Annotated in this window: 13 protein-coding genes and 1 tRNA gene; 7 read left to right on the forward strand and 7 right to left on the reverse strand. The window is 39.1% G+C overall.

What is annotated here, in order from left to right; genetic code table 11:
- Positions 1-2 precede the first annotated feature (2 nt).
- Genes trpD through pyrR form a run of 5 tightly spaced genes read right to left on the reverse strand, consistent with a single transcriptional unit; the run spans position 3 to position 5197 of the window.
- Positions 3-1025, reverse strand: coding sequence for an anthranilate phosphoribosyltransferase (trpD, locus tag FKZ43_RS02500; RefSeq protein WP_140944305.1), 1023 nt, complete (start codon positions 1023-1025; stop codon positions 3-5).
- 51 nt (positions 1026-1076) lie between these two features.
- Entirely contained in the window at positions 1077-2300 is a 1224-nt protein-coding gene (locus FKZ43_RS02505; protein ID WP_140944306.1) for an ABC transporter permease, read from the reverse strand.
- A 51-nt stretch (positions 2301-2351) separates the two neighbouring features.
- Positions 2352-3656: a dihydroorotase gene (locus FKZ43_RS02510; protein ID WP_140944307.1), complete on the reverse strand. Its 1305-nt coding sequence runs from the start codon at positions 3654-3656 to the stop codon at positions 2352-2354.
- Positions 3657-3676: 20 nt separating this feature from the next.
- Positions 3677-4600 (reverse strand): aspartate carbamoyltransferase catalytic subunit, encoded by a 924-nt coding sequence (locus tag FKZ43_RS02515; RefSeq protein ID WP_140944308.1) that lies wholly within the window; start codon positions 4598-4600, stop codon positions 3677-3679.
- Between the two features lie 57 nt (positions 4601-4657).
- Positions 4658-5197 (reverse strand): bifunctional pyr operon transcriptional regulator/uracil phosphoribosyltransferase PyrR, encoded by a 540-nt coding sequence (gene pyrR / locus FKZ43_RS02520; RefSeq protein ID WP_140944309.1) that lies wholly within the window; start codon positions 5195-5197, stop codon positions 4658-4660.
- 195 nt (positions 5198-5392) lie between these two features.
- On the opposite strand from pyrR, the gene FKZ43_RS02525 reads away from it, so the two are divergent.
- From FKZ43_RS02525 to FKZ43_RS02535, 3 genes are read left to right on the forward strand one after another with little or no spacing between them, the layout of a single operon-like run.
- A complete protein-coding gene (locus FKZ43_RS02525; protein ID WP_140944435.1) occupies positions 5393-6538 on the forward strand; it encodes an aminotransferase class I/II-fold pyridoxal phosphate-dependent enzyme in 1146 nt (381 codons plus the stop codon).
- Positions 6539-6556: 18 nt separating this feature from the next.
- Complete coding sequence (locus FKZ43_RS02530; protein WP_140944310.1) at positions 6557-7684, forward strand: N-acetyltransferase; 1128 nt, start codon at positions 6557-6559, stop codon at positions 7682-7684.
- A gap of 3 nt (positions 7685-7687) precedes the next feature.
- Complete coding sequence (locus tag FKZ43_RS02535) at positions 7688-8608, forward strand: branched-chain amino acid transaminase (RefSeq protein WP_140944311.1); 921 nt, start codon at positions 7688-7690, stop codon at positions 8606-8608.
- Positions 8609-8614: 6 nt separating this feature from the next.
- Here the strand turns inward: FKZ43_RS02535 and FKZ43_RS02540 are convergent.
- Together FKZ43_RS02540 and FKZ43_RS02545 are read right to left on the reverse strand one after the other, a co-directional pair.
- Positions 8615-8686, reverse strand: a tRNA-Gln gene (locus FKZ43_RS02540).
- A gap of 97 nt (positions 8687-8783) precedes the next feature.
- Positions 8784-9890, reverse strand: coding sequence for a C-GCAxxG-C-C family (seleno)protein (locus FKZ43_RS02545; RefSeq protein WP_140944312.1), 1107 nt, complete (start codon positions 9888-9890; stop codon positions 8784-8786).
- Between the two features lie 319 nt (positions 9891-10209).
- On the opposite strand from FKZ43_RS02545, the gene FKZ43_RS02550 reads away from it, so the two are divergent.
- The 4 genes from FKZ43_RS02550 to FKZ43_RS02565 are packed head-to-tail and all read left to right on the forward strand — an operon-like array spanning position 10210 to position 13435.
- Entirely contained in the window at positions 10210-10881 is a 672-nt protein-coding gene (locus tag FKZ43_RS02550) for a glycine cleavage system protein H (protein WP_140944313.1), read from the forward strand.
- Between the two features lie 15 nt (positions 10882-10896).
- Complete coding sequence (locus FKZ43_RS02555) at positions 10897-11670, forward strand: 4Fe-4S dicluster domain-containing protein (protein ID WP_140944314.1); 774 nt, start codon at positions 10897-10899, stop codon at positions 11668-11670.
- The gene (gene nrfD / locus FKZ43_RS02560) at positions 11667-12845 is read left to right on the forward strand and encodes an NrfD/PsrC family molybdoenzyme membrane anchor subunit (RefSeq protein ID WP_140944315.1); all 1179 of its coding nucleotides are present in this window, start codon (positions 11667-11669) and stop codon (positions 12843-12845) included. The genes FKZ43_RS02555 and nrfD overlap by 4 nt, the downstream gene beginning before the upstream one ends.
- Complete coding sequence (locus tag FKZ43_RS02565; protein ID WP_140944316.1) at positions 12842-13435, forward strand: glycine cleavage system protein H; 594 nt, start codon at positions 12842-12844, stop codon at positions 13433-13435. The genes nrfD and FKZ43_RS02565 overlap by 4 nt, the downstream gene beginning before the upstream one ends.
- Positions 13436-13463: the final 28 nt, after the last annotated feature.

Genomic DNA, 13463 nt, shown 5'->3' on the forward strand with positions numbered 1-13463 from the left:
ATTTACGATTTCTTGAAGCTGTTTGTTATGCTGACAAGTTCTTCAAGTTTTTTCTTTGCCTTTCCTGAATCTATCGCCTCTTGAGCTATTTTTATCCCCTCTTGAATTGAATCAGCAAGACCAGCGATATAAACAGCAGCTCCAGAGTTTAAAAGTACCACATCTCTTTGCGGTCCTTTTTCGCCGTCAAAAATTTTCTTGATTATTTCTGCGTTTGTTTTCGCATCTGCACCAAGGATAAGATTTAAATCCCATTTTCTAAATCCAAAATCTTCGGGTTTTATCTCATAAGTTTTTATCTCACCATTTTTCAACTCACTTACTTTCGTATGCCCTGAGATTGAGATTTCATCAATACCACCGGCACCGTGTACAACAAGTGCGTGTTTTTTCCCTAGCTCTTTTAAAACAAGCGCTATTTTTTCCGTAAGTGATTCAGAAAATACGCCAATTATTTGTCTTTTTGCTTGAGCGGGGTTAGTTAAAGGTCCAAGTATGTTGAAGATTGTCCTTATCCCAAGCGCTTGTCTTACTGGTCCGGCGTATTTCATTGCGGTGTGATATAGCGGGGCGTAGATGAAAGCAATGCCTATTTCTTCAAGGCACTTTTTTGCTTCTTGTGGGGAAAGTTCAATATTTACGCCAAGTTCCTTTAAGACATCAGCGCTTCCGCATTTGCTTGAAACGGCTCTGTTTCCATGTTTTGCAACTTTTGCGCCACAGGCGCTTGCAACTATTGCCGATGCAGTGGAAATGTTAAATGTTCCAACTTCATCCCCCCCAGTCCCACATGTATCAATTAAATTTTCGTCGTCAAAATCAATTTTTACTGCTTTCTCAACCATTGCTTTTGCACAGCCAGCTATCTCGTGAGGCGTCTCCCCCTTCATGCGCAATCCAACAAGGAAACCGGCAATTTGCGCTTGCTCTGCTTCCCCCGACATTATTTGTTTCATCGTGAAATAGGACTCTTCAAAAGTTAAATCCTCACCACTGACAAGCTTGGCTATTGCATTCTTTATCATTAGGGAATCTTTTTTGCAAAAATTTAAACTTCAAAACGGAAAATATCAAATTTACTCGTATCTTAACGCTTCCACCGGGTTAAGGTTTGCTGCTTTTCTTGCGGGATAAAAACCGAAGAAAATCCCAACCCCAGCTGAAAATCCAAATGCAAGGAGAATCGCTCCAACTGAAATGAAAACAGGCCAGCCAGCAAAACCTGATATTATCTTTGAAAGAACCACCCCCAAAATTATACCGAAAATTCCGCCTGTAGCAGTTAAAACAACAGATTCAAGTAAAAACTGGAAAAGTATATCTCTTTTCCTTGCCCCAACTGAAATTCTTATGCCGATTTCTCTTGTCCTTTCTGTCACAGAGACGAGCATAATGTTCATCACACCGATACCGCCAACTATTAAAGAAACCGAGGCAATGCTTCCAAGTAAAATGGTCATAATCCTTGAGGTCTCCTCTGCAGCTGAGGCGATTTCGGTTTGCGTTCTAACGGTAAAATCGTCTTCTTGCCAAGGTTGAATTTTATGTTTTTCTCTTAACACTTGGGTGATTTGCTGTTGTGCAACCGGGATTAAACTTTGATTTACAGCTGAAACGAGGATTGATCCGATGAAGAAAAATCTTGAAAGTCGCGACATTACGGTTGTGTATGGCGCAACAATTATATCATCTTGATCTTGTCCCATAACATTTTGACCTTTTGGTTCAAGGACGCCAACAACTTTAACTGGGACGTTTCTTATTCTTATTATTTTTCCAACGGGGTCTTCTTCATCGCCAAAAAGTGCATTTTTAACCGTTTGTCCTATGACGCAAACTTTTGCCCCTGCTTTCACATCTTGTTCGGTAAAATAATTCCCAGCCGAAAGTCCCCAAGCCCTTATCTGAAAATAATCCGTATTCACCCCGTAAATTCCAGTACGCCAATTGTTGTTTCCGTAGATAACTTGACTCATCGTTCTGACTATAGGAGTTGCAAATGCAACCGCATCGCATTGTGTTTTTATCGCTTCAACATCTTCTATAGTTAATCTACTTGTGAAGCCAGCTTCCATTCTGACCCTTCCCGTTTGCGTTTGAGCTCCTGGAAATACAACGAGAACATTCGTCCCAAGGGACTCAATCTGTTTCTGAACGGAATATTGAGCACCTTGACCGACAGCGACCATAGCTATTACAGCTGCAACACCGATTATTATCCCAAGAATCGTCAAAAAAGAGCGCATCGGGTTGCTCTTTATTGAGTGATATGCTGAAAGGATTGTATCTTCAATATTCATAGCTTACCACCAACTTTTTTTAATTTAGATGAAAAAATCAAGCTAAAAGTTTCAAAGTGATGACCAAAAAACTTTACCGTTGTTTATTATTCCGAGGGGTTTGCCTTTCAATTTCCAGCCGATGAAAGGGGAATTCTTTGATTTTGATTTGAATTTTCTTTCGTCCACAATCCATTCTAAATTTGGGTCAAGCAAAGTTAAATTTGCTTTCTCGCCTTCACTTATTTTTACTGGTTCAAGACCTAGAATTTTTCTCGGGTTGATGCTTAAAAGCTCAATCATTTTATGGATTGTGATTATCCCTTTATTTACAAATTCACTTAAAATTAATCCAACGGTTGTTTCAAGTCCTATAATTCCAAATGGAGCTGAAGCAAAGTCGGATTCTTTTTCCTCGGGCGCATGCGGAGCGTGGTCGCTTGCGATCGCATCTATTGTACCGTCTTTAAGAGCTTCAACCAAGGCATCAACATCGTCTCCACTTTTGAGAGGTGGGTTAACTTTTAGATTTGTGTCATAGTTGGATTTCCAGATATCTTCGTCTGTCAAAAGTAAATGATGGGGGGTAACTTCAGCGGTGATGTTTAAACCTGCATCTTTGAATTTTTTTAGAAGTTCAATGGAGCCACGGCTACTTATATGTGCGATGTGATATTTTTCTTTCTTTATCTTTGGTTTGAGATAACTTAACAATCTCAAGTCGCGATACAGAATTATTTCTTCGCTTATGTCTGGATATGGAGTTAAACCTAAAATTGTTGACCAGTATCCTTCATTAGCAAGTCCATTTCCACTAAGCGTTTTATCTTCACAGTGCTGGATTATAGCTTTGTCAAACATGCTGATATATTCAAATGCTTTTCTCATAACGCTTGAATTTTGGACGCAGTTTCCGTCATCAGAGAAAGCAATTGCACCAGCTTCAACAAGTTCAGCAATGGGTGCGAGCTCCAGTCCCTCAATTCTTTTTGTTATCGCTCCGATGGGATAAACATCAACGATTCCACCGAGCGCTTCTTTTGATTTTTTCTTAACATATTCAATTACGCTTGGGTCATCAGCTGTTGGGTTTGTGTTCGGCATACAACAAAGGGCTGTAAATCCACCATTCGCACCAGCTTCAATCCCCGTTTTAATTGTTTCTTTATGTTCAAAGCCGGGTTCGCGCAAATGAACATGCATGTCAATAAATCCAGGCGAAATTATCTTGTTGGTGAAGTCATAGACCTGAAAATTTTCGTTTTCCTCAATTTTACCTATTTTTTCAATTTTTCCGTCAACTATGAGAATGTCCGCAATCTCATCAAGTTTTTGTGCAGGGTTTATTATGCGTGCGTTTTTGAAAAGAATTTTCATCTTGTAGAGAAATTTTATTTTTAATTTCCCATCGTCCCAAGCAGATAAAGAATTGCCATTCTCACAGCCACACCATTAGTTACTTGCTCAAGTATGACAGAATGTTCACTATCGGCTACATCTGAAGATAGTTCAACTCCGCGATTTATCGGTCCTGGGTGCATTATCAGAATTGGTTTCGTTGCTTTTTCAAGCTTTTCCCGGGTTATGCCAAAGTGTTTGTGATATTCTTGAAGCGATGGGATGAAGGCAGAATTTTGTCTTTCAAGTTGGAGTCGTAGGACATTTAAGACATCAACTTTTGGAATCACATCTTCAATGTTATGATAAATTTCAACGCCGAGTTTTTCAATCTCTTTTGGTATTAGCGTCTCTGGACCGCATACTGAAACATTTGCCCCAAGCGTTTTAAGACCGAATATATTTGACCTTGCAACGCGACTATGAAGTATATCTCCAACTATGCAGACATTTATGCCTTGAACTTTACCGAGCTTCTCTCTTATTGTGAATATGTCAAGAAGGGCTTGGGTTGGATGTTCGTGAGTTCCATCTCCAGCGTTTATGACATTCGCATCAATTATCTTTGTAAGAAAATGTGCAGCACCTGAAGATGAATGCCTTATCACAACCATGTCAATTTTCATCGCTTCAATGTTTTTAATCGTATCCTTAAAGGTTTCTCCCTTTGCTATGCTGCTTCCAGCGGTTGTGAAATTGACGACATCGGCTGATAATCTTCGCTCAGCAAGTTCAAATGAAATCCTTGTCCTCGTTGAGCTCTCAAAAAATAAGTTTACAATGGTTTTCCCTTGCAGGGTTGGGACTTTTTTAATGGGTCTTTCAAGAACTTCTTTAAATGAGACCGCTGTATTGAGAATGAGTTCAATATCTTCCTTCGGCATACCTTCAAGACCCAGAAGATGGCGACTCTTAAGAGGCATAGTTTTTCCAAGTTTTGTTTATAATAAACAAAAAAGCCGAAACCAAACGGTTTCGGCTTAATCGTGTTCAATTAAGAGGACGGAGTCCTCTCCGTCCACTTCTCGTAGGCTTACCTTTACCTCCTCGTTTAAGTTCGTTTTAATTTTTTTACCGACAAAATCGGGTTGAATTGGGAGTTCCCTGTTACCGCGATCTATCAAAACGACAAGTTGAACCGTTTTGGGTCTGCCAAAATCAATCAACTCATCAAGCGCAGCTCTTACGGTTCTTCCAGTAAATAACACATCGTCAACAAGTATTATGTCTTTGTCGTCAATTGTGAAATTTATTTCTGTTGTTTTAACCTCTGGCTGTCTTAATTTTAGTCGGACATCATCTCTGTAGAATGTTATATCAAGGACGCCGACGGGGATTTGTGTTTTTTCAATTTTTGAGATTTTTTCCGCCAGACGTTTAGCTAAAAATTCACCTCTTGTCCTTATTCCTACGATGGCGATGTTTTTCGTGCCTTTGTTTCTTTCTATTATTTCGTGAGCTAGGCGGTTTAAAGTTCTTTCAATATCGTTTTCATCCATGATTTTTTCCTTCACCCGCATCTACCGTCTCCATAAAAATTTTTGTAAAGATAAAAAGTTGCAAATAAAAAATCAAACTCCCCAAAACCCATTGATTTTTTCCATCGCTTGAGTTATATTAAAGTAAAATTGAAGGAGAAAAATTAATTATGGAGGTAGAAATTGGATCTTTTTGACAAATGTTATGCCTTCAAAAGGCACGAAGAAGTTAAAGCGATGGGGCTTTATCCTTATTTCCAGCCGATTTATGAGAATTACGGTCCGATTGTTAAGATGGACGGTCGGGAGATAGTTATGGCTGGCTCAAACAATTACCTCGGCTTGACAACAGACCCTCGCGTTAAAGAAGCAGCAATTGAAGCAATTAAAAAATATGGAACTGGATGCTCGGGGTCAAGATATTTAAACGGGACGCTTGATATTCATATCAAACTTGAAGAGCAACTTGCTGAGTTTGTCGGGAAAGAAGCGGCTCTTCTTTTCAGCACTGGCTTTCAAACAAATCAAGGCGCAATTGTTCCGTTGATCGGAAAAGATGAATATGTTTTATCAGACAAGGATAATCACGCAAGCATAGTTCAGGGAACCTTGATATCAAAGGGTTTGTGGGGTAGTGATGTTTTAGTTAGGTATAGGCACAACGATATGCAACATCTTGAGGAAGTCATCTCAAAACTTCCTCTTGAAGCTGGCAAATTGATAGTCACTGATGGGGTTTTCAGTATGAGTGGGAACATAGTTAATTTGCCAGAGCTTGTCAGAATAGCTCGCAAGTATAACGCGAGAATAATGCTTGACGATGCTCACGGGCTTGGGGTCCTTGGCAAGGGTGGACGCGGAACCGCGAATCATTTCGGGCTTGATAGTGAAGTTGATATTATAATGGGAACTTTCAGTAAAAGTTTCGCCTCTTTGGGTGGTTTCATAGCTGGTGAAAAGCCAGTGATTGATTACATTAAGCATCACTCCCCTGCTTTAATTTTCAGTGCAAGTATGACCCCGGCACAAGTCGCTGCTGTTTTGAAAGCACTTGAGATAATAAAGTCCGAACCAGAAAGAATTGAACGACTTCATTACAATGCAAATAAGGTAAGACGTGAGCTGAAGAACCTTGGTTTTAGAGTACTTGACGGGCAGACACCGATAGTCCCGGTCGTCATAGGTGAGGACCTATTGACATTTAAGTTTTGGAGATTACTTTTTGATAACGGCGTTTTTGTCAATGCGGTCATAAGTCCAGCGGTCCCACAAGGGATGCAACTTTTAAGGTTAAGCTTTATGGCAACTCATGAGGATAAGCACCTTGACATAGTAATTGAAAAATTTGAAAAGGTTGGGAAAGAACTAGCTTTGATTGATTAAAAAATAAAAGGTGAAAAAATGGCAATTGAAATACGCCGGGCTTTGACCCGGAAAGATATTTTAACATTTATCAAATTCCCCTACCAACTCTACAAAAACCATCCCCAATGGGTCCCGCCACTTTTAATTGAACAAAAAGACCTTGTTGATATTAAAAAGAATCCGTTTTATAAACATAGCGAGGCGGAATTTTTCCTTGCTTACAAAAATGGTGAGGTTGTCGGAAGAATAGCTGCAATTTTAAATCACAATCATAATCAGTTTCATAACGAGAATATCGGTTTTTTTGGATTTTTTGAGAGCGTGAATGATAAAGAGGTATCTTCACGACTTTTTGAAACAGTTGAGAAATGGGCAATTAAAAAAGGTCTTGATGAGATAAGGGGTCCTGTAAATCCATCAACGAATGATTCTTGTGGTATTTTGATTGAAGGGTTTGACAAGCCACCCTGTGTTATGATGCCTTACAATTATGATTATTATCCTGAACTTTGCGAGAGTTATGGTTTTGAGAAAGCAAAGGATTTGTATTCCTATTACATTTCACAAGAGATGTTGACACCAAAAGTTATGGAAAGGCTTGAGAAAGGGGTTGAACTCGTCTTGAAAAGGAGAAATGCGAAAATACGACAAGTTGATTTGAAAAATTTTGATGAAGAGGTCAAAAAAGTTAAAGAGGTTTACAACAACGCCTGGAGTAAAAATTGGGGATTTGTTCCTCTAACGGACGATGAGATAAATCATATTGCAAAGGGCTTGAAACAAATAGTTGTCCCTGAAATCGCTCTTTTTGCCGAGGTGAACGACAAACCGATTGGTTTTTCGCTTTCAATTCCAGATATAAATCAAGCGTTGAAACATCTCAACGGAAGATTGTTCCCGTTTGGGATTTTCAAATTGATTAGATATATGAAAAAAATTACAATGATTCGCGTTCTGATAATGGGGTTAATTCACGAATACCGTTTCTCGGGGATAGATGCAGCGTTTTACTACTATACAATTAAAAATGGCATTGCTCTTGGTTACACTGCTGCTGAGCTTGGTTGGGTTCTTGAAGATAATGAACCGATGAAAAGAGTTGCAGAAAATTTGGGGTCAACCCCCTATAAAAAATACCGCATATACACAAAAAAACTCAAATAAGCCATGCCACTACCAAAAGTAGAGAAGATCTGGATGAATGGAAAATTTGTCAATTGGGATGATGCAAAAATCCATGTTCTGTCCCATGTCATTCACTATGGGACAAGTTGGTTTGAAGGCATAAGATGCTATAACACGAAAAAAGGTTCGGCGGTTTTTCGCCTTAGAGAACATCTGAGGCGACTTTATGATTCAGTGAAAATTTACAGGGCTGAAATTCCTTACACACTTGATGAACTCATGCAAGCTGTTATTGAGACAATCAAGGTTAACAAATTGAAAGCGTGTTATATTCGTCCGATAGTGTTTCGCGGTTATTATGAGCTTGGTGTTAATCCGCTGAATTGTCCAATTGATGTAGTCATAGCTGTTTGGGAGTGGGGTAAATATCTTGGAGAGGAAGCAATAAAAAATGGTGTTGATGTTAAAGTTTCAAGCTGGCGAAGACCTGCGCCCGATACACTGCCTATGATGGCAAAGGTTGGGGCAAACTATATGAACTCTCAACTTATCAGAATGGAGGCGGTTGTAGATGGATATGCAGAGGGAATTGCGCTTGATTATCATGGTTTTGTAAGTGAAGGAAGCGGTGAAAATGTTTTCATAGTTAAGGATGGTGTAATTTACACGCCATTTATTTCAACTGGGATATTGCCCGGGATAACACGGATGTCTGTAATTCAAATTGCTAAAGACCTCGGCTTTGAGGTCCGTGAAGCGCTTATACCGAGGGAGATGCTTTATATCGCCGATGAAATTTTTATGACTGGAACAGCAACTGAAATAACCCCTGTTGTAAGTGTTGATAGAATTAAAATTGGATGTGGAAAGCCAGGTGAGGTGACAAAGGCAATTCAAGGCGCTTTCTTTGACATAGTAGAAAATGGAAACGATAAATATGGATGGTTAACTTGGGTTGAATAAGGGAAGCTGCCCCGCGAGGATTCGAACCTCGATTACCTGATCCAGAGTCAGGCGTGTTGCCAGTTACACCACGGGGCAGTATTCATTAAAAAATATAATCAAAAGGGCTTAAATTTTCAAGTTAATAAAAAAGCCCCGACATATGTCGGGGCTAATTAGTTTTTACATTATCCCCTTACTTTGCTAAAACAACCTTTTTAGCTGCTGTGTAATTTCCAGCGGTCATTCTATAGATGTAAACTCCACTTGCTACACGATTTCCGTGGTCATCCGTTCCATCCCAAGTTACTTTATAAACGCCGGGTTCATATCTTATGCCATCAATTAAGCGTCTTACTATCTTTCCGCTCAAGTCATAGACTTCAAGCCGAACATCACATGATTTCGGTATTGAAAATTCAATGTTTGTTGTTGGATTAAATGGATTTGGATATGCTTGACCGAGGCGGAACATAAATGCGACCTCTGAGAGTTGCTCAACTTTGGTTTGGGGGTGAGCCCAGTTCGGTTTATGGCATTGGGTGCATTCCATCTTTGCTTTCACATCATCTTTATAAGCCGTCCCATGGCAAGCCATGCAGCCGGAGATTGTACCCGGTTCTTGATATGTTGCTTGGAATTGACCCGAGAACCAGTCGTTCAAAAGTTTTACAGCGTAAGCAGCAACATCTCCAGTTAAGCGAGCGCATCTTTCTTTTCTTTCAGTTGAGCTTGAGTTATAACCCGAGGCGTCGCACCATTTGGTCACTGAAATATGGCAGAGCACAGAACCGCAACTTGATTGAGGTAGTGGATTATCATATTTATGAACGAAAAATTGTCCACTTTGGGCATATTGGTTGCTTATGTCCGACGGGAAGAGCGTTTGGGTATACCAACCTTGAAGCTCATGGATTAGTTTATCAGCGGTTGTTTTGTCACAAACAAGCTGAATTGCAGCAGCAGCTCCTATCAACGCTCCGCAAGTTCCGCCCCATCCCGCAACTCCACCATGCCCAAAGATTAGCATATCGGTTGGAAAGGATGAAAATGGTTCGCCAATTTTTTCAGCCAATGCTTTCACAATCGCGTGAAATGCCCCGTAGGAACAACCCTTTCCTGTCCAATAGAATTGATGTCCAAGTTTTCTTACATACTCTGGGTCAAGTTGTTGATATGGGTAGGGCCAAGTTTGTTTAGTTTCAGCTTTTGACAACTTAACAGCTGAAACCGCAAGTGCAGTTCCGATTGCCCCTTTTGTTGTGAGTTCAAGAAATTTTTTACGTGTTAATTTCCCTTTCATTGCGAACTAAACTATTTTTGTTTTAAATGCACTCATCTGAATTGCAAAAATTATGCCATGGAAATTTTTTGAATTTCTTTTGTTTTTATACAAAGTAGGGAGTTTTTGTGTTGACTTTTTTATCAGATATGTTGAGTTTTTTAACATAAATTTTTTGATTAATTATCAAAGATTTATTTAACATCTTTTCGTGGTATGTAGAATAAATCAACGGGACCCTTTCTTGGGTGTTGTTTATTTATTGATTTTACGAACGAAGAAACAGTGGCATATCTTTTGCATAAATAACTTATTGAAAAAACAAAATCAGGATTAAACCATGGTAGCACTTTTTGTAATAGCAACAATTTTGGTCTGTTTGATGATTGACTACTTTGTTCAAAGGGCTGAAAGAAAACGCGAAGCCCTTATTCGGGAGGTTGTATTAAGTCCCGATAGTTTTATTCTTCCAAGAGGTTACTTTTTTAGCAAGTTTCATACTTGGATTGAGCTTCTTTTCTCGGGTAAAATTTATATCGGCGTTGATGATTTTATAGCGAAGGTTCTAGGTAGGGTGGATTCAATTGAAGTTTTACCAGTTGGGGAAAGGGTAAAAAGTGGAGATGCCTTGTTTAAAATACGACAAGATGGGAGGGAGTTGACTTTTTGTTCGCCAATTAGCGGTAAGATTACAGCTGTAAATACTGAGGTTCTTGAAAGACCAAGTGAAATTTTGGAAGACCCGTATCTTAAAGGTTGGATCGTTATGATTGAGCCAGATGATATAGCAGTGGAATTGAAAAATCTTTTTGTGGGTAGTGAAGCGAGCCGATGGTTGAGGAGTGAGTTAAAAAGATTCAGGGAATTCATTAGCCGTGAAGCACCAAGGTTTTCTCCAACCGTTGAACCAACGCTTGCTGACGGTGGACTTATTATCAAAGGTGTCTTAGAGGGATTTGATAACGATGTATGGGAAAAATTCAAGAGGGAATTTATTGAGTTTAAAAATTAAAAGGGAGTTTTTGAAATGCAAAAATATGGAATCCTTGTTGATGTAACTCGTTGTATAGGGTGCTATGCTTGTGAAGAAGCGTGTGCTGAACGCTGGGGTAATCCATTAACAGAGTCACACCAGCTTTCGGCTATTCAAAATACCGCTGTTGAAGACCATAATGGTGTTTACCTTCCACGTTTGTGCATGCATTGTGAGAAACCCACTTGCGCGTCTGTTTGTCCTGTTGGAGCTTTCCAAAAAACTAACATTGGACCTGTCATTTATGATGCAACGAAGTGTATTGGTTGTAGATATTGTATGCAGGCGTGTCCATTTAATATACCGAAGTATCAATGGAACAAACCTAACCCAAGGGTTACTAAGTGTGATATGTGTTATGATAGGATGAAGCAAGGAAGGGTTCCTGCCTGTGTAGAAGCATGCCCAGCAGAGGCAAGGGTTTTTGGTTTAAAAGATGATTTAATTGAAGAAGCAAGGAGAAGAATAAAGGAAAATCCCGAAGTTTATTATCCTCATATTTTCGGGGTCAAAGAAGTGGGTGGAACATCTGTGCTTTATATTGCCGATAGACCGATGCATAAGTTTGGCTTTAATCCAAACTTGCCCGAGATTCCACTCTCACACTTCACAGAACAGATTATGACTAAAATTCCAAACTATATCTTCTGGGGCGGAACTTTACTCTTTGGTATATGGTGGATAACGAAAAGAAGGAATGAAGTTCAAAAGCTACAACGCAAGCTAAAGGAGATGGAAGAAGGAAACAAAAAAGAGGATGAAAAATGAAAGAAGTAAAACCACCAAAATTAAAATTTTGGACTGTCGTTTTTTGGATAATTTTAGCGCTTGGGATTTATGTTACGATTGTCAGATTCACAAAAGGACTTGGAGCGGTGACAAATTTAAGTGATAATTTCCCATGGGGATTATGGATAGGTTTTGATGTTCTCTGTGGGGTAGGACTTGCAGCTGGCGGTTTTGTAATGGCTTCAGCTGTTTATATATTTAACCTTGAGGATTATAAAAGCATATTACCATCAGCAATTTTAACCGCTTTCCTTGGTTATATCTTGGTTATCGTCGCTTTAATTTATGACCTTGGCAAACCATGGAATATATGGCATCCGATAATTATGTGGAATCCAGAATCGGTGATGTTTGAAGTTGCTTGGTGTGTTATGCTTTACACAACAGTGCTTGCCCTTGAGTTTAGCCCGATGTTGTTCCAAAAACTTCGCCTCGTAAAGCCTAAAAAGATAATACATAACTTGACAATACCTCTTGTTGTAGCTGGGGTTATTCTCTCAACCCTTCATCAATCATCACTTGGCTCGCTTTATTTAATAGTCCCTGAAAAACTGCATCCCATATGGTATTCAAGCAATTTGCCGTATCTTTTCTTTTTATCTGCTGTCGCTGTTGGTCCAGCGATGGTGACAATTGAATCTTATTTAAGTTCAAGGGCTTTTAAAAGAGAAATTGAAATTCACATTTTGTCAAGGCTAGGTAAAGTCAGCGCCGTGGCGTTGATGGTCTATTTTGTGCTTAAGGTGGAGGATATAGTCAATTATAAACTTTTCAAGTATATTTTCGCATTCAATTATGAATCGGTGATGTTTTGGCTTGAGTTCTTGCTTGGGGTAATTCTGCCGATAGTTTTATTGGCAAATTCAAAAGTCAGAGAAAGTAAAAAATGGTTGTTTTACGCTCAGCTGACAACAGTTCTCGGATTTATCCTTAATAGATTAAATGTTAGTATTACCGCACTTGAAAGTTATACACAAGCTAGATATTTCCCCAAGTGGACTGAGATAGTGATAACTATGTTTATGGTTTCACTTGGTTTTGCTGCATTTAGATTTATAGCTAAAACTTTGCCGGTTTTCCCGGAAGAGGTTAAAGAGAAAGAAAGATTTGAGGGATATTTCGTAATACCGATAAAGGAGGTCTTCAAAGAATGATTTCGGAACAAGTGCAAAATATCGTTTTTAATTGTGTTGAAAGTTTAAAAAATAAGAAGTTTCCGGAGGATAGGTATTATACGAGGTTGTTGACTTGGGTGAAGGTTGAAGGTGATATAATAAGTGTTGGATTGAGCGAGCCGTTCGTTTGTCTTTTCTTTCCTTTAATTGAGGTGATCTATCCAAATATTCCGGTCAGAGTTGGTGTTGATACGCCATGTGCTTGGGTGAAACACAGGGATGGCATTTTTTCAATTCGTTCCCCAGCAAAGGGAAATTTGTTTAAATTAAATGAAAGAATTCTAACTGAGCCAGACATTTTAAATAAAGACCCATATGTTGACGGTTGGCTTTTTGAGATTGAACTTGATAAAGGGGAAAATTTGAAATGGTTGATGGATAGTATTGAGTTTGCTGAATTTTTCAATAATAAACTTGATAAATTCAAAAGGGAAGTGATGAGATTTATTGACAGGCATTGCGGTGACGAGATGATGGTTCAAAATGGCGGTGTGGCGATAGTTACATTAAAAGATTTGCTTGGTCCAAAAAGATATCTTTTAATAGCCCGGAAGGTTTTTGAGTTTTAAGGTGAATTTCGAGACAAAATGATTCGGT

Origin of the sequence: Candidatus Thermokryptus mobilis, from assembly GCF_900070205.1 — a bacterium.
Classification (GTDB): Bacteria; Bacteroidota; Ignavibacteria; order Kryptoniales; family Kryptoniaceae; genus Kryptonium; species Kryptonium mobile.